Below are 26,228 nucleotides of genomic sequence, written 5' to 3' on the forward strand. Positions count from 1 at the left end.
CCAATGAGCCAGACCGAGACCCGCCCGCTGCTGGGCTGCATCGCCGACGACTTCACCGGCGCCACCGACCTCGCCAACATGCTGGTGCGCGGCGGCATGCGCACCGTGCAGGTGATCGGCGTGCCCGCGGCCGACGCCGAACTCGAAGCGGCCGATGCCGTGGTGGTCGCGTTGAAATCCCGCACCACGCCGACCGCCGAGGCGGTGAGCGAATCCCTGGCCGCCCTCGCCTGGCTGCGCCAGCGCGGCTGCCGGCAGTTCTTCTTCAAGTACTGCTCGACCTTCGATTCCACCGCCGAAGGCAATATCGGCCCGGTGGCCGAGGCGCTGCAGGAGGCGCTGGACTGCGACTTCACCCTGGCCTGCCCGGCCTTCCCGGAAACCGGGCGCACCCTGTTCCGCGGCCACCTGTTCGTGCAGGACCAGCTACTCAGCGAATCCGGCATGCAGCATCACCCGCTGACGCCCATGGGCGACGCCAATCTGGTGCGGGTGCTGCAGGCGCAGAGCCGCGGCACCGTCGGACTGCTGCGCTATGACCAGGTCGCCAAAGGCCCGGAGGCCGTGCGCGCAGCTATCGACGAGTTGCGTCGCTCGGGTCATCGCCTGGCCATCGCCGATGCCCTGTCCGACGCCGACCTGCATACACTGGGCGCGGCCTGTGCCGAGCTGCCCCTGGTCACCGGCGGCTCGGGCATCGCCCAGGGCCTGCCGGAGAACTTCCGCCGCGCCGGCCTGCTCCAGGCCCATGATGCCGCCGCCCTCGACCTGCCCGCCGGTGGCGAGGCGGTGCTGGCCGGCAGCGCCTCCCAGGCCACCAATGGCCAGGTCGCCGCCTGGCTGGAAGCCGGTCGTCCCGCGCTACGCCTGGACCCGCTGGCCCTGGCCCGGGGGGACGACTCCATCGACGCCGCCCTCGCCTGGGCGCGGGAGCAAGGCCAGGCCGTGCTGATCTATGCCACCAGTCCCGCCGACGAGGTCAAGGCCATCCAGCGCGAACTGGGCGTGGCACGCGCCGGTGAACTGGTGGAACGTGCCTTGGGATTGATCGCCCGCGGCCTGTTCGATCAGGGCGTGCGCCGCCTGGTAGTGGCTGGCGGCGAAACCTCCGGCGCCGTGGTCCAGGCCCTGGGCGTGCAAAGCCTGCGCATCGGTGCCCAGATCGATCCGGGCGTGCCGGCCACCCTCGGCCAGGTGCAGGGCGAACCCCTGGCCCTGGCGCTCAAGTCCGGCAACTTCGGCAGCCGCGACTTCTTCGCCAAGGCGTTGCGCCAGCTGGCAGGAGAGCAGGCATGAGCGTCGAAGCCCGTCTCCGCGAAGAAATCTGCACCGTCGGCGCCAGCCTCTATGCCCGCGGCTACACCGTGGGCAGCGCCGGCAACATCAGCGCCCGCCTGGAAGACGGCTGGCTGATCACCCCCACCGACGCCTGCCTGGGTCGCCTGGATCCGGCCGCCATCGCCAAGGTCGGCCTGAATGGCGACTGGGTCTCCGGCGACAAGCCGTCCAAGACCCTGGCCCTGCATCGTCAGGTCTATGATCGCAACCCAGGCGTGGGCGGCGTGGTGCACACCCACTCCACCCACCTGGTGGCCCTGACCCTGGCCGGCGTCTGGCGCCCCGACGACATCCTGCCGCCGATCACCCCCTACCAAGTGATGAAGGTCGGCCATATCCCGCTGATCCCCTATGCCCGTCCCGGCGCCGCCAGCGTCGCCGAGCAGGTGGCGCAACTGGCCAACCGGGTAAGGGGCGTGATGCTCGAACGCCTCGGCCCGGTGGTCTGGGAGAGCAGCGTGAGCAAGGCCAGCTTCGCCCTGGAGGAGCTGGAAGAAACCGCGCGGCTGTGGCTGCTGACCGAGCCGCGACCGGCGCCGCTCGATGCTGCCGCCCTGGCCGAACTGGCGGAGACCTTCGGCGCCGTCTGGTGACCTGAAGCCCGCGCTACCGCAATACCCCCACGATGGCCCTTGCCGGCCGTCGCGGGATCGGCTTGCCCTGGAAAAACAACAATAGCGAGGAAAGTGCCATGTCTTACGTCGTCAGCCCTACCCGCCTGGAGTCCCGTTCATGAGTCCATTGCTCCTGGTCCTCATCGCCGCGGCGGGCATCGCCCTGCTGCTGTTCCTGGTCCTCAAGTACAAGTTCCAGCCCTTCGTGGCGCTGATGCTGGTGAGCATCCTGGTGGCCCTGGCGGCCGGGGTGGAACCGTCCAAGCTGGTGGCCACCATCGAAGGCGGCATGGGCAAGATCCTTGGCCACATCGCCATCATCATCGCCCTGGGCGCCATGATCGGCCGCATCATCGAACTCTCCGGCGGCGCCGAGGCCCTGGCCAAGACGCTGATTGAGCGCTTCGGCAACAGACGCACGCCACTGGCCCTGACCCTTGCCGGCTTCCTGGTCGGCATCCCGGTGTTCTTCGAAGTCGGGGTGATCGTGCTGATGCCGCTGGCCTATGGCATCGCCCGCACCGCGCGCAAACCGCTGATCGTCTTTGCCCTGCCAATGTGCGCCACCATGCTCACCGTGCACGCCATGCTGCCGCCCCATCCGGGCGCCGTTGCCGCCGCCGGCCAATTGGGCGCCGACCTGGGTCGGGTGCTGCTGTTCGGCCTGCCGCTCACCGCCGTGCTGGCCCTGATCGGCTGGTGGGTGGCCGGGCGCATGACCCGTCGTCACTACCCCATGACCGACGACATCCGCAGCGACGTCTATGGTCCGCAGATCACCGACACCCATCTGCAGCAGTGGGGCCGCGGCCAGGACATGGCCCCCGGCCTGCCCAGCCTCGGCGCCGCCGCGGTCAAGGTCGACGAGACCCCGGCCGGCCTCGCCGCCGGCCTGCCGCCCGCCCCGGCCCCCGGCTTCGGCCTGGTGGTGACCCTGATCCTGCTGCCCATCGTGCTGATCCTGCTGGGCACCCTGGCCACCAGCTGGCTACCGGCCGGCAACCTGCTGCGCGACATCTTCACCGTGATTGGCGCGCCCCTGGTGGCGCTGCTGATCGACACCCTGCTGTGCGCCTATGTGCTGGGTTTCCGCCGCGGCTGGTCGCGCGAGCAGGTCTCGGACGTCATCGGCTCGGCGCTGCCCGGCGTGGCCATGGTCATCCTCATCGCCGGTGCCGGCGGCGTCTTCGGCAAGGTCCTGGTGGACACCGGTATCGGCGCGGTGGTCTCGGAGCTGCTGCGCGCCACCGGCCTGCCGGTGCTGGCGCTGGGCTTCGTGCTGACCCTGCTGCTGCGCGCGGTCCAGGGTTCCACCACCGTGGCCCTGGTCACCACCGCCGGCATCCTCGGCCCGCTAATTGCCACCCTGGACCTCTCGGCCAACCACATGGCCCTGCTCTGCCTGGCCATGGGCGCCGGTGGTCTGGCCGTGTCGCACATCAACGACGCCGGCTACTGGATCTTCACCAAGCTGGTCGGCCTGAGCGTCGCCGACGGCTTGCGCACCTGGACCGTCCTGACCACCCTGCTGGGGTGCCTGGGTTTCACCATCACCCTGCTGCTCTGGCCCTTCGTCTGACCTGGGAGACCCTCATGCCTCGTTTTGCCGCCAACCTCAGCATGCTCTACCCCGAGCATGCCTTTCTCGACCGCTTCGCCGCCGCCGCCGCGGACGGCTTCCAGGCCGTGGAATACCTCTTCCCCTACGAGCACAGCGCCGCCGAGATCAAGGCGCGCCTGGACGCCGCCGGCCTGACCCAGGTGCTGTTCAACGCCCCGCCCGGTGACTGGGCGGCCGGCGAACGCGGCCTGGCTGCCCTGCCCGGCCGCGAAGCCGAATGCCGCGCCGGTATCGACCGCGCGCTGGAATACGCCGCCGTGCTGGGCAATCGCCTGGTACACGTCATGGCCGGGCTGCTGCCCGCCGAGGTCGACCGGGCCCGCGCCCGCGACACCTACCTGGGCAACCTGACCTATGCCGCCGAACAGGCGGCCAAGGCCGGGGTGACGATCCTCATCGAGCCCATCAACGGGCGCGACATGCCCGGCTACTTCCTCAATCGCCAGGACGACGCCCAGGCCATCCGCCAGGCCATAGGCGCCAACAATCTCAAGGTGCAGTTCGACTGCTACCACTGCCAGATCGTCGAGGGTGACGTCAGCAAGACCTTCGAACGAGACTTCGCCGGCATCGGCCATGTGCAGATCGCCGGAGTGCCCGATCGCCACGAACCAGACCTGGGCGAGTTGCACTATCCCTACCTGTTCGAGCGCTTCGACGCCCTCGGCTACGACGGCTGGATCGGCTGCGAATACCGTCCGCGGGGCGACACCTCGGCCGGGTTGGAGTGGCTGCGCAAGCTCAAGGCCTGAGTCCAATACCTCGCGCTGCCTGCGCCCCTGTTGGGCTTCGACGATAGAGCCGTCTCAGCCCAACCTACCCTCCCGTAGGTTGGGTTGGGCAACGAAGCCCAACACTGCGCCCTTCCAGCTTGTAGCGTGGACAACGGCGCAGCCTTGTCCACCGTCAGGCACCTAGGCCCACAGGAAAACGCTGCGCGGTTTTCCACGCTACGGTTCTATGGCTCCATCGCGGCCATGCCAGTGCGCCGTAGCGACCGCTCCTACAGAGCTGATGTTCCTGTAGGAGCGGCCCATGGCCGCGATAGACCCACCCGCCCCTACACCTCCACCACCGCCAACGGCTGACCCAGCCGCCTCCGGAATTCCTCCAGGAAGGCCGGGGCGAAGGCTCGGGCCGGCCAGTGGTTGAAGATGAAGCCCAGGTCGGAAAAGGCGCAGGGCTGGGGGAAGTCGAAGCCGTTGATGTCGTCTTCGTGGTCGCATTCCGGGCAGGCGAAGTTATCGCTTTCCGCCGGCATCCAGACTTCCAGGTGTTCGAACAGCGCCTCGCCGATCTCGCGGCGGCAGGCGGGGCAGCGCGCCCGACCTTCGAAGCCGTCCAGCGGAGTGAAGATGCAGCGTTCGGTGACGATTTCCAGGCCGCCGTCGGCGAAGTCGCGCGGATCGTCCATGCCTGGCGCCAGGCGCAGCACCTCGGTCAGTCGCGGACCCGGCGCATGGCCACGCCGGCCGCGACTGGGCAGACAGGGCGAGGCCTCGGCCCTGACCACGCCGCTGGCGGCGAGCCAGCCGAGAATCTCCACGGCGGTGCGCTCCACCCGCGGATGGCTGGAAATGCGGGGAGCGAGGATGGTCTGGCGCAGGGTCATGGAACGCGTGTCTCGAAGGAAGGGGCGCGCAGCTTAATGGGCTGCTCGCCCCGCGCCCAGAGCTGCTAAGGTGGGGCCGACGAAAGCCACAGATAGCGCCCCATGTTCAAGGATCCCTTCGCCCGCCTCGGTCTCGACCGCGAGGTGCTCAGCGTCAGCCAGCTCAACAGCCGCGCCCGGGTGCTGCTGGAAGACGTCTTCGCCCAGGTCTGGGTCGAGGGCGAGATCTCCAACCTGGCCAAGCCGGCCTCGGGCCACCTGTACTTCACCCTCAAGGACGGCCAGGCCCAGGTGCGCTGCGCGCTGTTCCGCCAGCACGCCAGCCGGGTACGGCAAGCCCTGCGCGACGGCCTGGCGGTCAAGGTACGCGGCAAGGTCTCGCTGTTCGAAGGCCGCGGCGACTACCAGCTGATCCTCGACAGCGTCGAGCCGGCCGGCGACGGCGCCCTACGTCTGGCCTTCGAGGCCCTCAAGGAACGTTTGGCCGCCGAAGGCCTCTTCGCCACCGAACGCAAGCGAACGCTGCCCGCCCATCCCCAGCGCATCGGCATCGTTTCCTCGCCTACTGGCGCGGTAATCCGCGACATCGTCAGCGTCTTCAAACGGCGGGCACCTCAGGTCGAACTGACGCTGATTCCTACCGCGGTGCAGGGCCGCGAGGCCACTGCCCAGATCGTCCGCGCCTTGCAACTGGCCGACCGCCAGGGCTTCGACGCCCTGATCCTGGCCCGCGGCGGCGGTTCGCTGGAAGACCTCTGGTGCTTCAACGAAGAACCCGTAGCCCGCGCTCTGGCGGCCTGCCAGACCCCGGTGGTGAGCGCCGTGGGCCACGAGACCGATGTCTCCATCGCCGACTTCGTCGCCGATGTCCGCGCACCCACCCCTTCGGCCGCGGCGGAATTGCTCGCCCCCCATAGCGCCGACCTGCGCCAGCGCCTGGACGGTCTGCACCGCCAGTTGCTCCTGCGCATGCGCGAGCGCCTGGCCCGCGAGCGACTGCGCCTGGACGCCTGCAGCCGGCGCCTGCGTCATCCTGGCGAGCGCCTGCGTCAGCAGGCCCAACGCCTGGATGATCTGGATCTGCGTCTGCGGCGCGCCTATGTCATCGCCCAGAATCGTCGACGCGATCGCCTGGCCCACCTGGATACCCGCCTGGCCGGCCAGCATCCCGGGCGCCAACTGGCCTTGCTGCGCCAGCGCCTGGAGCAGCTCGCCGAACAACTACCTCGGGTCATGCAACGACAGCTGAAGGAACGTCAGCAACGCCTGGCTGGCGTGGTCCAGACCCTACAGATCGTCAGCCCGCTGGCCACCCTGGGCCGCGGCTACAGCATCCTCCTCGACGAACGCGGCCAGGCCGTGCGTGCGGCCGGCCAGGTACAGCCCGGTCAGAGGCTCCATGCCCGCCTGGCCGAAGGCGAACTGGAGGTACGGGTGCTGGACAATCACCAGGCACCGGTCACCCTGTCGTTGCTGGACTGACGCTGGCGCCTCAGGGCGCCTTGGTCCCCGGATTGCCATGCTCCACGGTGCGATCAGGCGACTGAGTGGCCGGATCGCTGCCGGGCGCGCTTTTCTGTACCACCTCGCTGCGCTGGGGCGGCGGGGTCTCCGGTGATTTGTCGCAACCGGCGAGTACCGCACTCAGGGTAAGCAGGGCCAGGCTGCTGGCGATGGGACGGAACATGGTCTTCTCCTCTGGGGTTTCAGGGAGGACCCCGGGATTTCCACGGACGTTCCCGCGCGGGCCAACGGCCAGCCGGCTGTCGGCCCTGGCGATCTTCCAGGCGGGCGGCGCAGTCGTACCTGCAGGACCGGTCCCTCCGGTCGCCCACCAGGATCCCACCATGTCCAGACCCGCCCTCAGCCGCCTCGCCTTGGCCACGCTATTGACCGCCCTGCCCCTGGCACCTGCCGCCTTTGCCGCCGAGTCCAGCGCCAAGCTGGAAAAGGTCGCCAGCTTCGACCATCAGGTCACTGGCGTTACCGTCAGCGAGAACGGTCGGATCTTCGTCAACTTCCCGCGCTGGACCGAGGACAGCGAAGTCTCGGTAGCTGAACTCAAACCCGACGGTAGTTTGGTGCCCTATCCGGATCCGGCCTGGAACGGCTGGCGCAATGCCAAGCGCGATGAGCTGACGCCAGGCAATCACTGGGTGTGCGTGCAATCCGTGGTGGCCGACGGCCGTGGCAATCTCTGGGTCATCGACCCGGGCGCCCCAGCCCAGGCTCTGGTGGTGCCAGGGGCACCCAAGCTGGTGAAGATCGACTTGGCCAGCAACCAGGTGAGCAAGGTCTACGCGCTGGACGAGAGCGTGGCGCCCCAGGGCAGCTACCTCAACGACGTCCGTCTCAGTCCGGATGGCCGCCATGCCTACATCACCGATTCCGGCGCACGCGGGGCCCTGGTGGTGCTGGACCTGGACAGCGGCAAGGCGCGCCGCGCCCTGGATGGCGATCCCAGCACCCAGGCCGAGAAGGGCGTCAAGGTCAAGGCTGACGGCAAGCCGCTGATGCGTCCGGATGGCCGTGGCGTGGAATTCTCCGCCGATGGTATTGCCCTTTCCCCGGCCGGTGACTATCTCTACTGGCAGGCGGTCAAGGGCAACACCCTCTATCGCATCGCTACCGCCAGTCTGCAGGGCGATGAGCTCGCCAGCCTGCCGGCCAAGGTGGAAAAGGTCGGCGAGAACGGCCCGGCCGATGGCCTGCTGATGGATCCGCAAGGGCGTCTCTATGTCAGCGCGGTGGAAGAGCATGCGGTGAAGGTCCGCGAGAACGGTCAGCTCACTACCCTGGTACAGGACAAGCAGCTGATCTGGCCGGACACCTTTGGCCGCGGCCCGGATGGCACCGTCTATGTCACGGATTCGCGCATCCCCGAGATGAATTTCTTCGATCCAAAACAGAAGCCGGCGCTGGAAACCGTGCTCTACAAGATCGTCCCCAACTGATGAAGAATGCCGCGGGTGCCTTGCCCGCGGCCCTTGCCTGCCCCAGCATGGGTGTTTTCGTCGCTAGAAATTCCCATGTCCCGCCTGCTGCCGCTGCTCTGCTGCCTGTTCCTCGCCCTGCCCGCCCATGCCGGTACCTACCTGCAACGCCTGCTGGACAAACCCGTGCCGGGCGGCGTCGCCGTGGTCCCTATCCCGGGTGACGCCGCGCCGCGGGTGCGCTACCAGGGCAAGCCGGTGCTGGTGGTCAAGGACGGCAACGGCTGGGTAGCCATCGTCGGTATCCCCCTGGGCACCGCAGCAGGCCGCCAGCCATTGGAAGTCATCGGCGCCACGCCCCTGGCGTTCACGGTCGGTAGCCGGCACTACGCCGAGCAGCGCATCACCCTGAAGAACCAGCGCCAAGTCACGCCCAATCCCGAAGACCTGAAGCGTTTCGAGCGCGAACTGGCCGAACAGCAGGCCGCCTACCGATTGTTCTCGTCCAACCAGCCCAGCAACCTGCTGCTGGACAAGCCCGTGGACGGTCCGCTCTCCAGTCCCTTCGGCCTGCGCCGCTTCTTCAACGGCCAGGAGCGTAACCCGCACTCGGGCCTGGACTTCGCCGTGCCTGCCGGCACCCCGGTCAAGGCCCCGGCCGCCGGCAAGGTGGTACTGGTGGGTGACTACTTCTTCAACGGCAAGACGGTGTTCGTCGATCACGGGCAGGGCCTGATCAGCATGTTCTGCCACCTCTCGCGCATCGACGTGCAGGTCGGCCAGGAGGTCCCGCGTGGCGGCGTGGTCGGTCGCGTCGGCAGCACCGGCCGCGCCACGGGTCCGCACCTGCACTGGAACGTCAGTCTCAACGACGTACGGGTCGACCCGAGCATCTTCATTGGCGCCTTCAAGCCCTGACCGGCAGCAAACAATTGGTTGCAGTCGGGGGCATTGCCAGGCGTCCGGCGCTGGCTTAAAAGGGACGCCCTCCTCCGCCCCGACCTGGAACCGCCGCCATGACCCCAAGACCCCGCTTCGGCAGCGCCCTCGGCAGCATCCTGCTGGTCACCGCGGCCTGCTACCTGCTGGTGGGCTTCTCCCAGGGCTTCGTGCTGTCGGCCTGGTCCTGGCGCACCTGGCTGGTCTTCGCCGTCATGGTGACGATCTATCCGGTCGGCCTCTTCGCCGGCTGGTGGAAAAAGCGCGAGGCAGTGGAGCCTTAGGTTCCTAGCCCCAGCCGTGGCGGGCATAGGCCCGCGCGAACCGTTCCTCTCGCGAACTGAACAGATCGCCGTCCGCCAGGCCGCTCGTGGCCAATAGCCGGTCCTCCAGCTCGGCCTGGCTTTCCAGCCGACCGTCCGGGTGGATATGAGTGACCGCCAGGCCCCGCTGCATCAGACAGGGCGCTACCAGCAATCCACGGTGACAGGTCAGGGGATCGCGCTCCGCGCACAGCAGGGCGATCCGCCAGCGCGCCTGACCTTGCTCCAGGCGTAGCAGTCCCCGCTGAAACAGCGCACTGGCGGCCAAGCGGTCATAGCGCACCTGCCCATCCTCGTAGTGCGCCGGATCCGGGCTGCGTGCGCCCAGCTCCTGGCCCAGGAACACATAGGCGATCCCGGCGGCCGCCAGCCCTTCGCGCAAGGCCTCTCGGCGATATTGGGGCACGTGTCGGCTATAGGGCTGCGAGCGCACATCGGCCACGGCCGTTACCTCCTGCGCCTGCAGCAGTTCGATATAGCGCGCCAGTGGGTGATTGGAATGCCCGAGGGTCAGGATCATGGCGTTTCAGCGTAAGGGATCGAGGCGATACAGGCCGCCGATGGGGCACTCCATCCGACTGCCCCGGGCATCGGTGGACACCAGGAAGTCGCCCGGACGCAGGCCAGCGGCCCGCGAGCGATAGCCCAGCCGATTGCCGGCGGCCAGGTTGCGGCAGGGTACGGCAAAGTCCACCAGATAAGCACGGCCAAGCCCGGTCCCCAGCGCCAGATGCCCGGCATCCAGGTAATGCCAGCCGGAGAGATCGAACCCCAGGATGGTGTCCAGGGCAGCGCCCTGCCGATAGCCCAGGTCGGCCAGGCGATCATCCAGAGTCGGCGGACCGAAGGGACGCCCGGCGCAACCGGCGAGCAGCAGTGTCGCGGCGACGGTAAGAACAGCAGCTAAGGGACGCATGGATATCTTCCTGAAAGGGCTGAACCTATGACCGACCGCAGATGACGAATACGGCAAGCAGGGCCCAGCTTTGCTAACGTGGCGTTCGTAGTATCCCGTCAAGAGACCCCCTATGCCCACGGCCCTGACCCGACTGATCGACGACCTCGAAAAACACCCCCAACTGCTCACCCTGGTAGCCTGCCTCGGCCTCCTGCTGGCCGCCTGGGTCCTCAACTGGATCGTCAAGCGCATCCTGGTGCGCGGCTTCTATCGCCTGCTGCGCAGCACCTCCTTCGGCCAGGATCACGAACTCAATCACCACAGAGTCATCGGCCGGCTGGCCAACATCGTCCCGGCCCTGGTGCTCTCGATCGGCATCGAGCTGGTGCCGGGTCGCCCCGACGCCCTGGTCACCGTGGTGCAGAACGTCTGCAGTGCCTTCATCGTGCTGACCATCGCCCTGGCCCTGGGCAGCGCCCTGAACATGGTCAACGTGCTCTATTCGCGGCGCCCTTCGGCGCGGCTCAAGCCGATCAAGGGCTACGTCCAGGTCAGCAAGATCGTCATCTACGCCATCGCGGTCATCCTGATGATCGCCACCCTGATCGACCGCTCGCCGCTGATCCTGCTCTCCGGCCTCGGTGCCATGGCCGCGGTGCTGCTGTTGATCTTCCAGGACACCCTGCTCTCCCTGGTGGCCAGCGTGCAGATCTCCAGCAACGACATCATCCGCGTCGGCGACTGGATCGAAATGCCCCAGCTCAACGCCGATGGCGACGTCATCGACATCGCCCTGCACACGGTCAAGGTGCAGAACTTCGACAAGACCATCACCACCATCCCCACCAAGAGATTCATCACCGACTCCTTCCGCAACTACCGCGGCATGCAGGAGGCCGGTGGCCGGCGCATCAAGCGGGCGCTCAACATCGACCAGAACAGCGTGCACTTCCTCAGCGACACCGAGCGCGAGCACCTGCACCGCTTCAACCTGCTGGATGACTACCTCACCGCCAAGGAAGAGGAACTGGCGGAGTGGAACCGCAAGCTGGAAAAACGCGGCCAGGAACCGGTCAACACCCGCCGGGTGACCAACCTGGGTACCTTTCGCGCCTATGTGGAGCGCTACCTGCGTGCCCATCCCGGGGTCCACCAGGGTATGACCCTGCTGGTACGCCAGATGCCGCTCTCCGGCGAGGGTCTGCCGGTGGAGATCTACTGCTTCACCAACACCACGGTGTGGGCGCAATATGAGGGCATCCAGGGGGACATCTTCGATCACCTGCTCTCCATCCTCCCGGAATTCGGCCTGCATGTGTTCCAGCACCCGAGCGGACGCGACTTCCGCGGGCGCCTGGTACCGCGCGAGGCCATGACCTCCCTAGGCGAACCGGGCACTCCGGCGCCCTGATCGTCCGTCCCCGGCCTAAGGAAAGACCATGATCATCGTCCACCACCTGAACAACTCCCGCTCCCAGCGGGTGCTCTGGCTGCTCGAAGAGCTTGGCGTCGATTATCGGGTACAGCGTTACGAACGCGCCGCCGGCGGGCTGTTCGCGCCACCGGAATTGCGCAAGGTACATCCCCTGGGCAAGTCGCCGATAATCGTCGACGGCGACCTGACCCTGGCTGAATCCGGCGCCATCGTCGACTACCTGGCACGGCGCTATGGACCGCAACTGCTGCCGGCCCAGGACAGCCCCGAGTTCGTGCGCTACACCTACTGGCTGCACTACGCCGAGGGCTCGGCCATGACACCGCTGCTGCTCAAGCTGGTGTTCGACCGTATCGCCACCTCGCCCATGCCCTTCTTCGCCAGGCCCATCGCCAAGGGCATCGCTGCCAAGGCCACCGCGAGCTTCATCCAGCCGCAACTGGACCTGCACCTGGACTACCTGGAAAGCCAACTGGGCGCCAGCGGCTGGTTCGTCGGCGACCGCTTCACCGCGGCCGACATCCAGCTCAGCTTCCCCCTGGAGGCCGCCGCCAGCCGCGCCGGCCTGGACAACGGCAAGCGCCCCAAGCTGGTGGACTTCCTCAAACGCATCCACGCCCGCCCGGCTTATCAACGGGCGCTGGAGCAGGGTGGGTCCTACGTCTACGCCTGAGGCTCGAACCCCGTAGGTTGGGCTGAAGCGGCTCCATCGCCGAAGCCCAACAGGCGCAGGGTGCCATGGTGTTGGGCTTCGCTGACGCTCAACCCAACCTACGCCGCATCCGGCTGCATCGATAGGTCCCCCTCTCCCCCTGGGAGAGGGCTGGGGTGAGGGAAGCCCCCATAGTGTGAAAAACCGCGCCAGCGTTTTCCACTGACGTCCCAACGTCCTTACCACGTCTACGCCTGAGGCTCAGACGCCGATGCCCGCACCCGTAGGTTGGGCTGAGGCGGCTCCATCGCCGAAGCCCAACAGGCGCAAGGTGCCTTGGGTGTTGGGCTTTGCTGACGCTCAACCCAACCTACGCTGCATCCGGCTGCCTCGACAGGCCCCCTCTCCCCCTGGGCGAGGGTTGGGGTGAGGGTCCCCTCCCTCACTGCCGCATCGGCATCCGATCGACCGTGCCGAACAAGGCCTTGAGCGACCACCCCTGCTCTTCGCTCACCTTGACACCACCATCCTTGCCCACCAGATAGAGCGTCGCCGGCTGCCCAGCGCGCGCGTCCAGCGCCTGGAGCAGCGCCTGGCTCTGTTCCGGGCGCAGCGGCTGGTCGTTGCGGCTGCCGGCGCCGGCCACCACGGTATAGAGCACCATGTCCCGTTCGACGAAGGCTTCGCGATTCGCTGGCTGCGCCAGTTCCTCGCGGAGCTTCACCACCTGGGGATCATTGGCCGTCGGCGCGACCAGGATCAGCGGTCGGGTCTGCCAGCGTTCCGCCTCCAGGGGGTTGTCGGCCGCCTGGGCCGTCGAGACCAGACCGGCGATCAGGGTGGTCGCCAGGCCTACCAGCGCAAGGGTCTTCATGGACGCTTTCCTTCCGTTCGGTTGCCAAGAGTCGTCCAGCATTGACCTCGGTCCGGCGTCAGGGATCGCCCTGGCGATTTCGGGTTACACAAAAACCGCGAGTTCCGTTGTTCATAAATCACCAATAGGTAGCCCTACATAGCAATAAATGGTCGACTATAGAGTCTAGACGACCATTCCTGCCAATTTTAAAAAGAACATTGCGAGCACTACCTCGAGCGGACTAACGTTAGCCCCATGCACAACGCCCATACCCTCATCCTCCTCCGGCAGCACCGCTGCCTGCGACTGGTCAGTCCACGACTGCGAAGCTCGACCGCGCTCGCTTCGTAAGTCCCGACCACGCCCAAGGAAAGAATCGCCATGACCATGCTCCAAGATCCCTCACAGAAGTACCGTCCCTTCACGCCCATCGCCCTGCCCGACCGCACCTGGCCGGACAAGGTCATCAACAAGGCGCCGATCTGGCTGTCCACTGACCTGCGCGACGGCAACCAGTCGCTGATCGAGCCGATGGACGCCGAGAAGAAGATGGCCTTCTTCAAGTGCCTGATCGCCGTGGGCCTGAAGGAGATCGAGGTGGGTTTCCCCTCCGCCTCCCAGACCGACTTCGATTTCGTCCGCGAGCTGATCGAGGGTGGACACATCCCCGACGACGTCACCATCCAGGTGCTGACCCAGGCCCGTGATGACCTCATCGAGCGCACCTTCGAGTCGCTCAAGGGGGCCAAGCGCGCCATCGTCCACTACTACAACGCCTGTGCACCCAGCTTCCGCCGCATCGTCTTCAACCAGGACCAGGCGGGCGTCAAGGCCATCGCCGTGGCCGCTGGCCAGACCATCGTGCGCCTGGCCGCCGAGCGTCCGGAAACCCAGTGGGGCTTCGAGTATTCCCCCGAGGTGTTCAGCTCCACCGAGACCGACTTCGCCGTCGAGGTGTGCAACGCGGTGATCGCGGTGTTCGCACCGACCCCGGCCAACAAGCTGATTCTCAACCTGCCGGCCACCATCGAGTGCGCCACGCCCAACAACTACGCCGACCAGATCGAGTGGTTCGGCCGCCACATCGACCGCCGCGATAGCGTGCTGATCAGCGTCCACACCCACAACGACCGCGGCACCGGCGTCGCCGCCTCGGAACTGGCGGTGATGGCCGGCGCCGATCGGGTCGAAGGCTGCCTGTTCGGCAACGGCGAACGCACCGGCAACGTCTGCCTGGTGACCCTGGCGCTCAACCTCTACACCCAGGGCGTCAACCCAGAGCTGGACTTCTCCGACATCGACGCCGTGCGCAAGACCGTCGAGGAGTGCAACCAGCTGCCGGTGCACCCGCGCCATCCCTATGTCGGCGATCTGGTCCACACCGCCTTCTCCGGCTCCCACCAGGACGCCATCCGCAAGGGCTTCGCCCAGCAGAAGCCGGATGCGCTCTGGGAAGTGCCCTACCTGCCCATCGACCCGGCCGACATCGGTCGCGACTACGAGGCGGTCATCCGCGTCAACAGCCAGTCGGGCAAGGGCGGCATCGCCTTCCTGCTGGAACAGGAATACGGCATCAGCCTGCCGCGCCGCATGCAGATCGAATTCAGCCAAGTGGTGCAGCGCGAGACTGATCGCCTGGGCCTGGAGATGACCGCCGCCCAGATCCACGGTCTGCTCGAACAGGAATACCTGCAGGCCAAGAGCCCCTATGCGCTGGTCAGCCACAAGCTGCGCGAGGAAGACGGCACCTCCACCGTCGACATCAAGGTCGCCGTCGACGGTCGCATCGAGCACTGGCACGGCACCGCCAAGGGTCCGCTGGAAGCCCTGGTCGCCAGCCTGCCCCAGACAGTGGAGATCATGGACTACCACGAGCACTCCATTGGCGCCGGCGCCAACGCCAAGGCCGCCTCCTACATCGAGGTCCGCCTGGAAGGCCAGCGTCCCCTGCATGGCATCGGTATTGACGAGAACATCACCACGGCCAGCTTCCGTGCCCTGCTCAGTGCCCTGAATCGCGCGGTTACCCAGGCGCAGGCCAAGGCGGCCTAATACTGACATTCGTCAAACTTAAGGGAATGCCCGTCGGCGTTCCCTTTTTTTATGGCGCCTCTGCATCGATACTGGCCGCTTCGAGGAATTTCCGCTTCCGCCGTGCAGCGCCACGCCGAAAGCGGTCCGTTACGGACGGTCGATGAACGTATCTTCGCTTCGGGTTCACCCCGCCCTGGGTAGCGCCTTGGCACTCAGCGGCGTGTTCCTGATCGCTTCTCTGCTGTGCATAACGCTTGCCCGTCAAGATGCCAGTTCGGTGCCCACCCTGTGGTTACCCAACGGTCTGGCCCTGGCATGGCTGCTGCGCCGTCAGCCGCAAGAGTGGCCGCTACTGTCCATTGCGGTGGTAGCCGCCGCTGTACTGGCGGATCTGCTGAGTGGTGGAACGACACTGCATGGCCTGGGGTACGGCCTGAGCAGCCTGGCCGAGATCCTGCTGGGCGCCATGCTGTTACAGCGGCAACGTCTGGCGTTCGATCGCAACATCGCCGCCATGGGCCGCCTGCTTATCCATGGCGTTCTCCTGCCGCCCCTCCTGGGCGCGGCCCTGGGTACCCTGATCATGAGTCTGGCAGGGGAGAACGAGTGGCTGACCGTGGCCGTCCACTGGTACATCGGTGACGCGCTGGGCCTGCTAGTAGTACTACCATTGGCCTTCCTACAGTGGCCGCTGACCTTGACGGTCTTCACCCGGCACGGCCTCGGGGAGTTTGTCGCGCTCCTCGTGCTGAGTCCCTTGCTGGCCATCTGTATCCTGAGTTACCTGCCCTATCCCTTCGTCTATCTGGCAATGCTGCTGTTGATGCTGACCATGCGCCTCACGGTAGAGGGTACGGCGCTCATCGGTGGGCTCAATATCTTCCTGCTGGGCAATCTCATTGCCTACGACCATGTCATCGATCTGACGGGCGCATCCCTGGTTACCCAGGCGCTCACCTATATCCCGGTGGCGCTGATGCAGATCCCCCCGCTGCTGCTGGCGTCCGCGGTGCAACAGAGTCGCCATCAGCATCAACGACTGCTGCGCAATCAGGCACGCTATCGGCACGCCATGCAGACGGCGCCCTATGGGATGGCGCTGGTGTCCACCCAGGGCCTGTTATCGGACGTCAATCCGGCTCTGGAAAGCATGCTGGGTTACTCACGCCATGCCCTCGAAGGCCAGCCACTGGGCGACCTGCTGGCCGAGCCCCATGCCGAACCCGACCTTGGCGAGCACGAGCAGACATTGCAACTCCGCCACCATGACGGCCACGCCCTATGGGTGATGATGGCCTGTTCGCCCGACCACGACGACCAGGATCTGCTGACGGGTTATCTGCTGCAGGTTCGTGATATCGATGCCGAGCGGCGCGCCGATGAGATCAATGCGCACCTGCGCGAACGCTTGCAACTGGCGATTCGCGCTAGCAACGTCGGCATCTGGGAGTGGGACAGCCGCAGTCGTCAGTTCATCGCCGACACCAAGGTCCATCAGCTCTACGGATTGCCGCTGATCGATGGCTATCACGAACTGACGACCTGGATCGGGGCCTTGCATCCTGAGGATCGCGAGGCCTCCATGACCCTCTTCCGCGAGTCGATCCGTAACCTTTCCTCCTACGAACACGAATTCCGCATCGTCCGTCCGGACGGTGTCGAGCGCCGGATCCTCTCCGAAGTGATCGCCATCGAAAGCAGCGAGGGCCACTGCCGCATGGTCGGCAGCAACCGCGACGTCACCGAGCACCACCGGTTGACCACGGCACTCTACGAAGAAAAGGAACGACTGCAGGTCACCCTCGCCTCCATCGCCGACGCCGTCCTGACCACCGACGTGGACGGTCGCGTCCTCTTTCTCAATCCGGTCGCCGAGCAGCTGACCGGCTGGTCGCTGGCGGACGCCCAGGGGCGGCCCCACGAAGAGGTGTTTCTCATCCACGACAGCCAGAGCGATGCGATCCTGCCCAGCCCGGTGGCCCGCTGCCTGCGCGACCAAACCATCACCTCGCTGGACGAAGGCGCCGTGCTGCTCAGCCGGCACGGTGAGCGACACGAGGTACAGGATTCCGCAGCGCCGGTGCGCACGGTGGATGGCCGCATCATTGGCGCGGTGCTGGTATTCCAGAACGTCACCCATGCGCGCAACCTGCAGCGCGAACTGAGCTACAACGCCTCCCACGACACCCTCACCGGCCTCTTCAACCGCCTGAAGTTCGAGCAGGAACTGGACGCCGCCTGGCAACAGGCCCAGGCCGGCACCACCCAGCATGCCTTGTGCTTCATCGACCTGGATCGCTTCAAGGTGGTCAACGACTCTGCTGGCCATGCCGCCGGCGACCTGCTGCTGCGCGAGCTGGGCACCCTGCTGCGTGACTCCCTGCGCGGCTCCGATGCCGTGGCGCGTATCGGCGGCGACGAATTCGCCCTCTTGCTGCGTGACTGCGATCTGGTGCAGGCCGAGGCCGTCGCCGAAAAGCTCATCGCCAGCATCGGCGCCGTGCGCTTCAACTGGCAGAACCGGGTCTACGACGTCGGCGCCAGCGCCGGCATCGTCGCCATCACCGCCGAGACCCGCAGCCCCGCCGAATTGATGAGTCAGGCCGATGTGGCCTGCTACACCGCCAAGCACGCCGGGCGCAATCGCGCCGCGCTCTATCGGGCCGGCAGCGAAGATGTGGAACGCCAGCACCGCGAGATCCTCATGGCCAGCGGTCTGCGCGAGGCCCTGGAACAGCATCGCTTCGAACTGCACGCGCAGCCTATCGTCGCCACGCGCGACAGCGGCCGCGACGAGCAGCATGTCGAACTGCTGCTGCGCCTGCGCGACGTCCAGGGCCAGCTGATTTCCCCGGCCACCTTCATCCCGGCCGCCGAACGCTTCGGCCTGATGAGCAACATCGACCGCTGGGTGGTGCGCCAGGTATTGATCGAACTGGTGCCCTGGCTGCAGGCGCGTCCCCAGCTGCACGTGGGCATCAATCTCTCGGGCAACAGCCTGAGCGACCCGGGCTTCCTGCCCGAACTGCTGGAGCTGATCGCCGCCTCGCCGCTGGATCCACAGCGCCTGCTGTTCGAGCTGACCGAGACAGCGGTCATCAACAAGCTGTCGGTGGCCTCCGCACTCATCAGCCAGGTGCGCGAACGCGGCTGCCGCATCGCCCTGGACGACTTTGGCGCGGGACTCAGCTCCTTCACCTACCTGAAGCACTTCCGCGTCGACTACGTGAAGATCGACGGCAGTTTCATCCGCAATCTCGATCAGGATCCTCTGGATCGCGCCATCGTCGAGTCCATCAACCAGGTCGCCCATCACCTGGGGGCCGAGACCATCGCCGAGTTCGTCGAATCCCGGGCCACCTTCGAGCTGCTCGGTACCATCGGCGTCGACTACGCCCAGGGCTATGCGCTCGGCAAACCCATCCCCCTGCTGGAGTGGTCAGGGCCGCCGCGTCTCGAACCTTGAGCCGCGGCCATCGGTCGTAACCTGCATGTCTTCCCTATCCAGATGAGGATCCCATGCAAAAACGTACCCTCGGCCACTCCGACCTGCAGGTCCCGCCCCTCTGCTTCGGTGGCAACGTCTTTGGCTGGACGCTGGACGAAGCCCAGTCCTTTCGTATGCTGGACGCGCTGCTCGACGTCGGCCTGGATTTCATCGACACCGCCGACGTCTATTCGCGCTGGGCGCCAGATAACCGTGGCGGCGAGTCCGAGACCCTGCTCGGCAAGTGGTTCGCCCGGAGCGGCAAGCGCGATCAGGTGATCCTGGCCACCAAGCTGGGCATGGACATGGGCGAAGGTCGCAAGGGCCTCAAGGCGAGCTATGTGCAGGAAGCGGTGGAAGCCTCGCTCAAGCGCCTGCAGACCGATCGCATCGACCTCTACCAGGCGCATTGCGATGATCAGGACACGCCCCTGGAAGAGACCCTAGGGGCCTTCGCCCGCCTGGTGGAACAGGGCAAGGTGCGGGTGATCGGCGCCTCCAACCATGGTGGCCAGCGCCTGCGCGAAGCGGCCCAGGTCGCCGAGCGCCTGGGCGTGCCGGGCTACCAGAGCCTGCAGCCGCACTACAATCTGCATGCGCGCAAGGACTACGAGACCGATCTGGAGCCGGTGGTCCAGGAGCTCGGCCTGGGCGTGATCAGCTACTTCTCCCTGGCCAGCGGCTTTCTTACCGGCAAGTACCGCACCAAGGATGATCTCCAGGGCGCGCGGGCAGAGATGGTCAAAGGCTATCTGGACGAACGCGGCATGGCCATTCTCGCCGGTCTCGACGAGATCGCCGAAAAGCACGACGCCACCCCGGCCCAGGTCGCACTGGCCTGGCTGATCGCCCGTCCCAGCATCACCGCCCCCATCGCCAGCGCCACCTCCCAGGCCCAGCTCGACGACCTGATCGCCGCCACTCGGCTACAGCTGCCCGCCGATGACATCACCCTGCTGGATCAGGTCAGCACCTATCGCGAATGACGCACCCAGGCCCCGCAGTAGACTCCTATCGCGGCCATGCCGGTGCGCCATAACGGCCGCTCCTACCATTCAAGTTCGATGTAGGAGCGGCCCATGGCCGCGATGACTGCAGCCGGAGATATGAAATCAAGACGTCAGTCTTGACCTTGCGAGCTCACGGATAGGAGCGCCTGCCCGGATAACCCCCTCTCCCTGCGGGAGAGGGCTGGGGTGAGGGCAACATCTCTCACCCAGCGCCAGTGGAAAAGGCTGCGCCGTTTTCCACGCTACGTATCAGCTGGAGGCTGCCGAAGCCAAACGCCTGCTCGGATAACCCCCTCTCCCTCCGGGAGAAGGCTGGGGTGAGAGCAACATTTCTCAGCCAGCGCCAGTGGAAAAGGCTGCGCCGTTTTCCACGCTACGTATCAGCTGGAGGCTGCCGAAGCCAAACGCCTGCTCGGATAACCCCTCTTCCTCCGGGAGAAGGCTGGGGTGAGCGCAACATCTCTCAGCCAGCGCCAGTGGAAAAGACTGCGCCGTTTTCCACGCTACGTATCAGCTGGAGGCTGCCGAAGCCAAACGCTAGCTTGGATAACCCCCTCTCCCTCCGGGAGAGGGTTGGGGTGAGGGCAACATCTCTCAGCCAGCGCCAGTGTAAAACGCTACGCCGTTTTCCACGCTACGTATCAGCTAGAAGCTGCCGAAGCCAAACGCCTGCTCGGATAACACCCCCCTCTCCCTCCGGGAGAGTGCTGGGGTGAGGGCATCGCGATCCGCTACCGCACATAATCCAACGGCAACGCCGTGCTGTACTTGATCTGCTCCATGGCGAAGCTGGAGCTGACGTCCAGCAGGCCGGGTACCTGAATCAGGCGCTTGTAGACACCGTCGTAGGCGGCGATGTCCGGCACCACGATGCGCATCAGGTAGTCGGTATCGCCGGCCATGCGATAGAGCTCCACCACCTCCGGAATGGCCGCCACCGCCGCATGGAAGCGCTGCAGCCAGTCCATGGCGTGCTGGTTGGTGCGCACCGAGACGAATACGGTCACCCCCACATTGAGCTGCCGTGGATCGAGCAGCGCCACCCGGGCACGAATGACGCCCTGCTCCTCCAGCTTCTGGATACGCCGCCAGCAGGCGGTGGTACCCAGGCCGATACGTTCGGCGATATCGGCCACTGGCCGGGTGCTGTCTTGCTGTAACACCTCAAGAATGGCGCGATCGAAGCGATCCATGGAATATTTTTCTCTAAAGCGGCCTTCTCCTGAAATTATATTCGCACCTGACTACCAACGAGCAGCCAGAAAGCAAATTTCTTCGAGGCTCGTGGCGTTAGCCTAGACGCATTCAAACGCCCGAGGCCGCCATGGACGCTTACCCCCTGTATTTCGATTACGCCGCCACCACCCCGGTCGACGAGACCGTCATCGAAGCCATGCTCGGCTGCATGGGTCGCCAAGGCGTCTTCGGCAATCCTGCCTCGCGTGGTCATGCCTTCGGCAACGACGCCCAGCGCGCCGTGGACAATGCCCGCCAGCAGGTAGCCGAACTGGTCGGCGCCCGGCCCGAGCAGTTGATCTGGACCTCCGGCGCCACCGAATCCAACAATCTCGCCCTGCTTGGCGTGGCCCGCCGCCGAGGCCATGGCCATCTCATCACCAGTTGCCTGGAACACCGGGCGGTCCTGGACACTGCAGCACAGCTGGAAGCCGAGGGGTTCGCCGTCACCTACCTGACCCCGGACGCAGCAGGTCTCATCACCCCCGACGCCGTCGCACAGGCTTGGAGGGAGGACACCTGCCTGGTTTCGCTGATGTTGGTGAACAACGAGCTCGGCACCCTGACCGACATCGCCCATATCGGCCAGCAGGTCCGTGCCCGGGGTGCCCTCTTCCACGTGGACGCCGCCCAGGCCACCGGCAAGGTCGCCATCGATCTGGCCAGCCTGGAGGTCGATCTGATGTCCTTTTCCGCGCACAAGACCTATGGCCCCAAGGGCATCGGCGCTCTCTATGTCGGTCCGCGTGCCGAAGGCGCCTTGCAGGCGCAGATCCATGGGGGCGGCCATGAGCGCGGGTTGCGCTCAGGGACCCTGGCCACCCACCAGATCGTCGGCATGGGCACGGCCTTCGCCCTCGCCGGTCAGGCCATGGCGCGGGAGAACGAGCGTCTCGGCCAGTTGCGCGAGCGGTTCCTGGCCGGCGTCCAGACCTTGCCCGGCATGCAGCTGAACGGCTGCGCCCGGCAGCGCATCCCCCATACCCTCAACCTGACTTTCGCTACGCCGCTCGACACCGCGGCGCTGCAGCGTCAGCTGGCCTTCTCCACCACGTCGGCCTGCAGTTCGGCCAAGGCGGCGCCCTCCCATGTATTGCTGGGCCTGGGCCTAAGCGCCGAGCAGGCTGCGCGCAGCTACAGATTCAGCCTGGGCCGCTACAGCAGCGAGGCGGACGTGGACCAGGCCGTCGCCCTGATCCACCAGCACGCCGCCCAGCCAGCGCCCTTCTGGGCCTGATCAGGCCAGGTGGAAGACGTCGGCATCGCGCTGCGCCGGAAAGCGCTCGCGATAGGCTGTGAGGGCGGTAGCCGAGAGCGTCGTGTGGAAGATGCCGGCTACTGCGCCGGCTTCCACCAGGGGTTCACCCTGGAAGTCCAGCACCTGGCTGTCACCGGCATAGGGATGGCCATTGCCGTCACTGCCGATGCGATTCACCGCCGCGACATAGCAGAGATTCTCGATGGACCGCGCTGGCAGCAGCCGATTCCAATGCCCACGCCGAGGCGCTGGCCAGTTGGCCACGTAGAGCAGCAGGTCGGTATCGTCCTGAGCGCGACTCCAGACCGGGAATCTCAGGTCGTAGCAGATCAGCGGCCGGATCCGCCACCCCTTGAGCGTCAGCACCAGGCGCTGCTCGCCAGGCGCGTAATGCTCGTGCTCACCGGCCATGCGAAAGAGATGACGCTTGTCGTAGTGCAGTAGCTCGCCTTCGGGCGTCGCCCACAGCAGCCGGTTGCGATGCCGTCCATCTTCATCCTGCACGATCAGGCTGCCCGTCACCACGGCGCCGATACGCCGGGCCTGTTCGCGTAGCCACACGGCGGTCGGCCCATCGGCGGGCTCGGCGAGGACCGCCGACTCCATGGAAAAGCCGGTGGTGAACATCTCCGGCAGGATGACCAGATCGGTCTCTCCTACCCGTGCCAGCAGTTGCTCGAAGTGGGCACGGTTGGCGGCCGGATCGTGCCAGACCAGTTCAGTCTGCAGCAGCGCCAGACGCAGGTCCTGGCCGGGGGTCAGATCGCGCATAGCCGCTCCGCTGCCTGCCGCAGGGTGTCTTCGCGCTTGGCGAAGCAGAAGCGCACCAGGCGCAGGTCCGCGGGCGGCGCCTGGTAGAACACCGACAGCGGAATGGCGGCGACGCCGTGCTCGCGGGTCAGCCATTCGGCCATGGCCACATCGTCCAGATCCGGGCGAATGTCGGAATAGTCGACCACCTGGAAATAGGTGCCGGCGGCGCGCTGGAAGCTGAAGCGCGAGTTGCCTAGGAGGTCGCAGAAGAGATCCCGCTTGGCCTGGTAGAAGCCCGGTAGTTCGCTCAGGTGCTCGGGATGAGCGGCCATGAAGTCGGCCAGGGCACCCTGGATCGGCGTAACCCCACAGAAGCTCACGTACTGGTGGACCTTGCGCAACTCGGCCGACAGTACTGGCGGCGCCACCACATAGCCGGTCTTCCAGCCGGTGACGTGATAGGTCTTGCCAAAGGAACTCACCACGAAGGCGCGGGCATAGAGCTCGTCATGGGCGATGACGCTGGCATGGCGCTCGCCGTCATAGACCAGATGCTCGTAGACCTCGTCGCTGACCAGATAGAGATCACGACCGCGAATCAGGTCGGCCAGGCGGTCCAGTTCCGCCGCGCTGACCAGGGCCCCGCTGGGATTGTGCGGGGTATTGAGCACGATGGCGCGGGTGCGGGGGCTCAGGGCCGCCTCCAGCGCCGCCCAATCGATGCCGAAGCCTGGGAGCGCCAGGGGCACGTGCACACAGCGCCCACCCGCCAGCTGCACCGAAGGCTCGTAGCTGTCATAGCAGGGATCGAAGACGATGACCTCGTCACCTGGCCGCACCAGCGTCTGCAAGGCGCAGAACAGCCCCTGGGTGGCCCCCGGCACGATGGTGACCTCGGCGTCGGCATCCACCTCACGGCCATAGAAGTGGGCGACCTTGGCGGCCACCTGCTGGCGTAGCGCCGGCAACCCGGTCATGGGTGCGTACTGGTTGTGCCCGGCCGCCACATGGCGACCGACCGCGGCCAGCAGTTCGGCGGGTCCGTCGAAGTCGGGAAAGCCCTGGGACAGATTCAGCGCACCGGTCTGGGCGGCGAGCTGGGACATGCGGGTAAAGATGGTGACGGCGAGGTCGGGAAGCTTGCTCTGGATCATCGCGCGGGCACGGGTCTGGTTGAAAGGAGATCGGCAGCCTGCGATTTTTTCCCGGCGAGGGCAAGAGAGGTAGCTTGGAAAGGGAGCGGTTCGGTTCGCGCGCCCAGCTAGACGCTCGACCCAACGCTCATCGCGGCCATGGGCCGCTCCTACAGAAGCTCGAATCCTGTAGGAGCCGCCCATGGCCGCGATCAACAGAACCTCGGGTTCCTTAGAAGCCGGACCGCCATGCCCTCGATAAGGCTGATCGCGTAGCGTGGAAAACGGCGCAGCCTTTTCCACGGGTGAAGCCGCGGGGACGTCCTCACCCCAACCCTCGCCCCCAGGCAGAGGGGGTAGCTCAGTGCATCCGGTCGCATCAGCGCACCGCCATAGCTGTGATGAGGATGTCCACCAAGATGGGTCAGGTAAAGGCCCTCATCCATACATCCCCTGGCCCTCTCCCTCTGCGAGAGGGCCAGGGTGAGGGTAACTGCACAGCCCTTTCCACTGGAGCATCCACTACGGGAATGCTGACAGAGCGCCCAACGAAAAAGGGGGCTATCAAGCCCCCTTCCTTTCGCAGCGTCCTACGGTCTAGCGCCGCTTGTCCTTGCGCTTCTTCTCGGCCTTCTTGTGGTGGCTCATCAACCGGCGCTTCTTGTTGACCTGGCGCTCGGTGAGGGTGTTCTTCTTGCCCTCGAAGGGGTTCTCGCCACCGCGGTACTCGATCCGGATCGGCGTACCCACCAGCTTGAGCACCCGGCGATAGGTCTTCTCTAGATAGCGGGTATAGGACTTGGGTACCGCATCGGTCTGGTTGCCGTGGATGACGATCAGCGGCGGGTTGGCGCCACCCAGGTGGGCATAGCGCAACTTGATGCGCCGGCCACTGACCATCGGCGGCTGGTGCTCCTGCACCGCGTCCTCGAGGATCTGGGTCAGGCGACTGGTCGGCCAGCGGGTGGTGGCCGAGGCGAAGGACTGCTGCACCGACTTGTACAGGTGACCCACGCCGGTGCCATGCAGCGCCGAGATGAAGTGGATGTCGGCGAAGTCGACGAACAGCAAGCGGCGTTCCAGTTCGGTCTTGACGTAGTCGCGCTCGCCGGACTCCATGCCGTCCCATTTGTTGAGAGCGATCACCAGGGCACGACCGGTCTCCAGCACGAAGCCGAGCAGGTTGAGGTCGTGCTCGACCACGCCTTCGCGCGCGTCCATGACGAAGATCACCACGTTGGCGTCCTGGATCGCCTGCAGCGTCTTGACCACCGAGAACTTCTCGACCGCCTCGAAGACCTTGCCGCGACGGCGCACGCCAGCGGTGTCGATCAGGGTGTAGCGTTCTTCGTTGCGCTCGAAGGGGATGTAGATGCTGTCCCGGGTGGTGCCGGCCTGGTCATAGACGATCACCCGCTCTTCGCCGAGCATGCGGTTGACCAGGGTCGACTTGCCCACGTTGGGACGGCCGATGACGGCAATCTTGATGCCGGTGGTCTCGTCGATGCCCTGGACGCGGCGGAAGACGTCACCGCCCTCTTCCGCGGCGGCACGGACCTGCTCCTCGGAGAGCTCCTCGACTTCGACCTCGTCCTTGGGAAAGACGCCCAGGGCGGCTTCCAGCAGGTTGTTCACGCCACGGCCATGGGCCGCTGCGATGGGATAGGCGTCGCCGATGGCCAGGGGGCTGAATTCCGCCCGGGCGATATCCGGGTCGACGGTGTCGACCTTGTTGGCCACCAGGAAGGTGCGCTTGTTTCGCTTGCGCAGGTGCTCGGCGATCATCTGATCGGCAACAGTCATCCCTTCGCGGGAGTCCACCAGGAACAGCACCGCATCGGATTCTTCGATGGCTTGCAGCGATTGCTCGGCCATTTTCAGGTCGATGCCTTCCTCATCACCGGAGATGCCGCCGGTGTCGACCACGATGTAGGTGCGCCCCTGCCACTTGGCTTCGCCGTACTTGCGATCACGGGTCAGGCCGGCGAAGTCGGCGACGATGGCATCGCGAGTCTTGGTCAGGCGGTTGAAAAGCGTGGATTTGCCGACGTTCGGCCGCCCCACCAGGGCAATTACGGGAACCATGCGGCTCTCCC

General features: G+C 66.1%; 23 protein-coding genes. 14 read left to right on the forward strand and 9 right to left on the reverse strand.

The features are described from left to right. The first annotated feature begins 3 nt into the window (after positions 1–3). From otnK to otnI, 4 genes are all read left to right on the forward strand, one after another. Positions 4–1,296 (forward strand): 3-oxo-tetronate kinase, encoded by a 1,293-nt coding sequence (otnK, locus tag APT59_RS16245; protein ID WP_059315804.1) that lies wholly within the window; start codon positions 4–6, stop codon positions 1,294–1,296. Further along, positions 1,293–1,931 carry an aldolase gene (locus APT59_RS16250; protein WP_042138545.1) on the forward strand — a complete coding sequence of 213 codons (639 nt, stop codon included), beginning with the start codon at positions 1,293–1,295 and terminating at the stop codon, positions 1,929–1,931. The genes otnK and APT59_RS16250 overlap by 4 nt, the downstream gene beginning before the upstream one ends. Before the next feature lie 139 nt (positions 1,932–2,070). After that, entirely contained in the window at positions 2,071–3,531 is a 1,461-nt protein-coding gene (locus tag APT59_RS16255; protein ID WP_059315805.1) for an SLC13 family permease, read from the forward strand. 14 nt (positions 3,532–3,545) lie between these two features. Next, the gene (gene otnI, locus APT59_RS16260) at positions 3,546–4,325 is read left to right on the forward strand and encodes a 2-oxo-tetronate isomerase (RefSeq protein ID WP_059315806.1); all 780 of its coding nucleotides are present in this window, start codon (positions 3,546–3,548) and stop codon (positions 4,323–4,325) included. 308 nt (positions 4,326–4,633) lie between these two features. Here otnI and APT59_RS16265 read toward each other — a convergent pair whose 3' ends face one another. Further along, positions 4,634–5,185 carry a hypothetical protein gene (locus APT59_RS16265; RefSeq protein ID WP_059315807.1) on the reverse strand — a complete coding sequence of 184 codons (552 nt, stop codon included), beginning with the start codon at positions 5,183–5,185 and terminating at the stop codon, positions 4,634–4,636. Positions 5,186–5,287: 102 nt separating this feature from the next. Here APT59_RS16265 and xseA point away from each other — a divergent pair, with 102 nt between their 5' ends. After that, positions 5,288–6,667: an exodeoxyribonuclease VII large subunit gene (gene xseA, locus APT59_RS16270; RefSeq protein WP_059315808.1), complete on the forward strand. Its 1,380-nt coding sequence runs from the start codon at positions 5,288–5,290 to the stop codon at positions 6,665–6,667. A 10-nt stretch (positions 6,668–6,677) separates the two neighbouring features. Here the strand turns inward: xseA and APT59_RS16275 are convergent, their stop codons facing one another. Next, positions 6,678–6,872, reverse strand: coding sequence for a hypothetical protein (locus APT59_RS16275; RefSeq protein ID WP_059315809.1), 195 nt, complete (start codon positions 6,870–6,872; stop codon positions 6,678–6,680). A 160-nt stretch (positions 6,873–7,032) separates the two neighbouring features. Here APT59_RS16275 and APT59_RS16280 point away from each other — a divergent pair, with 160 nt between their 5' ends. The 3 genes from APT59_RS16280 (at position 7,033) to APT59_RS16290 (ending at position 9,341) form a co-directional block, all read left to right on the forward strand. Continuing rightward, complete coding sequence (locus APT59_RS16280; protein ID WP_059315810.1) at positions 7,033–8,139, forward strand: L-dopachrome tautomerase-related protein; 1,107 nt, start codon at positions 7,033–7,035, stop codon at positions 8,137–8,139. 75 nt (positions 8,140–8,214) lie between these two features. Then, positions 8,215–9,036: a peptidoglycan DD-metalloendopeptidase family protein gene (locus APT59_RS16285; protein ID WP_059315811.1), complete on the forward strand. Its 822-nt coding sequence runs from the start codon at positions 8,215–8,217 to the stop codon at positions 9,034–9,036. 98 nt (positions 9,037–9,134) lie between these two features. Continuing rightward, complete coding sequence (locus tag APT59_RS16290; RefSeq protein WP_059315812.1) at positions 9,135–9,341, forward strand: hypothetical protein; 207 nt, start codon at positions 9,135–9,137, stop codon at positions 9,339–9,341. Between the two features lie 4 nt (positions 9,342–9,345). On the opposite strand, the gene APT59_RS16295 is transcribed toward APT59_RS16290, so the two are convergent. Together APT59_RS16295 and APT59_RS16300 are read right to left on the reverse strand one after the other, a co-directional pair. After that, entirely contained in the window at positions 9,346–9,900 is a 555-nt protein-coding gene (locus APT59_RS16295) for a DUF488 family protein (protein ID WP_059315813.1), read from the reverse strand. Positions 9,901–9,906: 6 nt separating this feature from the next. Then, positions 9,907–10,296, reverse strand: coding sequence for a DUF6491 family protein (locus tag APT59_RS16300; RefSeq protein ID WP_059315814.1), 390 nt, complete (start codon positions 10,294–10,296; stop codon positions 9,907–9,909). A gap of 112 nt (positions 10,297–10,408) precedes the next feature. Between APT59_RS16300 and APT59_RS16305 the strand changes: the two genes are divergently transcribed. After that, positions 10,409–11,689, forward strand: coding sequence for a mechanosensitive ion channel family protein (locus APT59_RS16305; protein WP_059315815.1), 1,281 nt, complete (start codon positions 10,409–10,411; stop codon positions 11,687–11,689). A gap of 28 nt (positions 11,690–11,717) precedes the next feature. Beyond that, a complete protein-coding gene (locus tag APT59_RS16310) occupies positions 11,718–12,386 on the forward strand; it encodes a glutathione S-transferase family protein (protein ID WP_059315816.1) in 669 nt (222 codons plus the stop codon). A 421-nt stretch (positions 12,387–12,807) separates the two neighbouring features. Here the strand turns inward: APT59_RS16310 and APT59_RS16315 are convergent, their stop codons facing one another. Continuing rightward, positions 12,808–13,239 (reverse strand): DUF4174 domain-containing protein, encoded by a 432-nt coding sequence (locus APT59_RS16315; RefSeq protein WP_059315817.1) that lies wholly within the window; start codon positions 13,237–13,239, stop codon positions 12,808–12,810. Between the two features lie 363 nt (positions 13,240–13,602). On the opposite strand from APT59_RS16315, the gene leuA reads away from it, so the two are divergent. The 3 genes from leuA (at position 13,603) to APT59_RS16330 (ending at position 19,728) form a co-directional block, all read left to right on the forward strand. Further along, on the forward strand, positions 13,603–15,273 hold the full coding sequence (gene leuA, locus APT59_RS16320; RefSeq protein ID WP_059315818.1) for a 2-isopropylmalate synthase: 1,671 nt from the start codon (positions 13,603–13,605) through the stop codon (positions 15,271–15,273). Positions 15,274–15,415: 142 nt separating this feature from the next. Continuing rightward, entirely contained in the window at positions 15,416–18,721 is a 3,306-nt protein-coding gene (locus APT59_RS16325) for an EAL domain-containing protein (protein WP_059315819.1), read from the forward strand. Positions 18,722–18,774: 53 nt separating this feature from the next. Further along, positions 18,775–19,728 carry an aldo/keto reductase gene (locus tag APT59_RS16330; RefSeq protein ID WP_059315820.1) on the forward strand — a complete coding sequence of 318 codons (954 nt, stop codon included), beginning with the start codon at positions 18,775–18,777 and terminating at the stop codon, positions 19,726–19,728. 755 nt (positions 19,729–20,483) lie between these two features. Here APT59_RS16330 and APT59_RS16335 read toward each other — a convergent pair. Continuing rightward, positions 20,484–20,945, reverse strand: coding sequence for an Lrp/AsnC family transcriptional regulator (locus APT59_RS16335; protein ID WP_059315821.1), 462 nt, complete (start codon positions 20,943–20,945; stop codon positions 20,484–20,486). Positions 20,946–21,076: 131 nt separating this feature from the next. Here APT59_RS16335 and APT59_RS16340 point away from each other — a divergent pair, with 131 nt between their 5' ends. Continuing rightward, the gene (locus APT59_RS16340) at positions 21,077–22,225 is read left to right on the forward strand and encodes an aminotransferase class V-fold PLP-dependent enzyme (RefSeq protein ID WP_059315822.1); all 1,149 of its coding nucleotides are present in this window, start codon (positions 21,077–21,079) and stop codon (positions 22,223–22,225) included. Here the strand turns inward: APT59_RS16340 and APT59_RS16345 are convergent, their stop codons facing one another. The 3 genes from APT59_RS16345 to der form a co-directional block, all read right to left on the reverse strand. Continuing rightward, on the reverse strand, positions 22,226–23,017 hold the full coding sequence (locus tag APT59_RS16345; protein WP_059315823.1) for an amidohydrolase: 792 nt from the start codon (positions 23,015–23,017) through the stop codon (positions 22,226–22,228). Then, positions 23,005–24,153, reverse strand: a complete 1,149-nt coding sequence (locus tag APT59_RS16350; protein WP_059315824.1) for a pyridoxal phosphate-dependent aminotransferase — start codon at positions 24,151–24,153, stop codon at positions 23,005–23,007. Before APT59_RS16350 ends, APT59_RS16345 begins: the two co-directional genes overlap by 13 nt. Before the next feature lie 576 nt (positions 24,154–24,729). Next, on the reverse strand, positions 24,730–26,217 hold the full coding sequence (der, locus tag APT59_RS16355; RefSeq protein ID WP_059315825.1) for a ribosome biogenesis GTPase Der: 1,488 nt from the start codon (positions 26,215–26,217) through the stop codon (positions 24,730–24,732). Positions 26,218–26,228: the final 11 nt, after the last annotated feature.

Source organism: Pseudomonas oryzihabitans (assembly GCF_001518815.1).
Classification (GTDB): Bacteria; Pseudomonadota; Gammaproteobacteria; order Pseudomonadales; family Pseudomonadaceae; genus Chryseomonas; species Chryseomonas oryzihabitans_E.

What these genes read in the sequence shown, in the direction of transcription:
- otnK (WP_059315804.1), top strand. Translation starts at nt 4, where the DNA reads ATGAGCCAGACCGAGACCCGCCCGCTGCTGGGCTGCATCGCCGACGAC.
- APT59_RS16255 (WP_059315805.1), top strand. Translation starts at nt 2,071, where the DNA reads ATGAGTCCATTGCTCCTGGTCCTCATCGCCGCGGCGGGCATCGCCCTG.
- APT59_RS16350 (WP_059315824.1), bottom strand. Translation starts at nt 24,153, where the DNA reads ATGATCCAGAGCAAGCTTCCCGACCTCGCCGTCACCATCTTTACCCGC.
- APT59_RS16290 (WP_059315812.1), top strand. Translation starts at nt 9,135, where the DNA reads ATGACCCCAAGACCCCGCTTCGGCAGCGCCCTCGGCAGCATCCTGCTG.
- xseA (WP_059315808.1), top strand. Translation starts at nt 5,288, where the DNA reads ATGTTCAAGGATCCCTTCGCCCGCCTCGGTCTCGACCGCGAGGTGCTC.
- APT59_RS16300 (WP_059315814.1), bottom strand. Translation starts at nt 10,296, where the DNA reads ATGCGTCCCTTAGCTGCTGTTCTTACCGTCGCCGCGACACTGCTGCTC.
- APT59_RS16295 (WP_059315813.1), bottom strand. Translation starts at nt 9,900, where the DNA reads ATGATCCTGACCCTCGGGCATTCCAATCACCCACTGGCGCGCTATATC.
- APT59_RS16315 (WP_059315817.1), bottom strand. Translation starts at nt 13,239, where the DNA reads ATGAAGACCCTTGCGCTGGTAGGCCTGGCGACCACCCTGATCGCCGGT.
- APT59_RS16345 (WP_059315823.1), bottom strand. Translation starts at nt 23,017, where the DNA reads ATGCGCGATCTGACCCCCGGCCAGGACCTGCGTCTGGCGCTGCTGCAG.
- leuA (WP_059315818.1), top strand. Translation starts at nt 13,603, where the DNA reads ATGACCATGCTCCAAGATCCCTCACAGAAGTACCGTCCCTTCACGCCC.
- der (WP_059315825.1), bottom strand. Translation starts at nt 26,217, where the DNA reads ATGGTTCCCGTAATTGCCCTGGTGGGGCGGCCGAACGTCGGCAAATCC.
- APT59_RS16340 (WP_059315822.1), top strand. Translation starts at nt 21,077, where the DNA reads ATGGACGCTTACCCCCTGTATTTCGATTACGCCGCCACCACCCCGGTC.
- APT59_RS16325 (WP_059315819.1), top strand. Translation starts at nt 15,416, where the DNA reads ATGAACGTATCTTCGCTTCGGGTTCACCCCGCCCTGGGTAGCGCCTTG.
- APT59_RS16275 (WP_059315809.1), bottom strand. Translation starts at nt 6,872, where the DNA reads ATGTTCCGTCCCATCGCCAGCAGCCTGGCCCTGCTTACCCTGAGTGCG.
- APT59_RS16250 (WP_042138545.1), top strand. Translation starts at nt 1,293, where the DNA reads ATGAGCGTCGAAGCCCGTCTCCGCGAAGAAATCTGCACCGTCGGCGCC.
- APT59_RS16285 (WP_059315811.1), top strand. Translation starts at nt 8,215, where the DNA reads ATGTCCCGCCTGCTGCCGCTGCTCTGCTGCCTGTTCCTCGCCCTGCCC.
- APT59_RS16280 (WP_059315810.1), top strand. Translation starts at nt 7,033, where the DNA reads ATGTCCAGACCCGCCCTCAGCCGCCTCGCCTTGGCCACGCTATTGACC.
- APT59_RS16330 (WP_059315820.1), top strand. Translation starts at nt 18,775, where the DNA reads ATGCAAAAACGTACCCTCGGCCACTCCGACCTGCAGGTCCCGCCCCTC.
- otnI (WP_059315806.1), top strand. Translation starts at nt 3,546, where the DNA reads ATGCCTCGTTTTGCCGCCAACCTCAGCATGCTCTACCCCGAGCATGCC.
- APT59_RS16335 (WP_059315821.1), bottom strand. Translation starts at nt 20,945, where the DNA reads ATGGATCGCTTCGATCGCGCCATTCTTGAGGTGTTACAGCAAGACAGC.
- APT59_RS16265 (WP_059315807.1), bottom strand. Translation starts at nt 5,185, where the DNA reads ATGACCCTGCGCCAGACCATCCTCGCTCCCCGCATTTCCAGCCATCCG.
- APT59_RS16305 (WP_059315815.1), top strand. Translation starts at nt 10,409, where the DNA reads ATGCCCACGGCCCTGACCCGACTGATCGACGACCTCGAAAAACACCCC.
- APT59_RS16310 (WP_059315816.1), top strand. Translation starts at nt 11,718, where the DNA reads ATGATCATCGTCCACCACCTGAACAACTCCCGCTCCCAGCGGGTGCTC.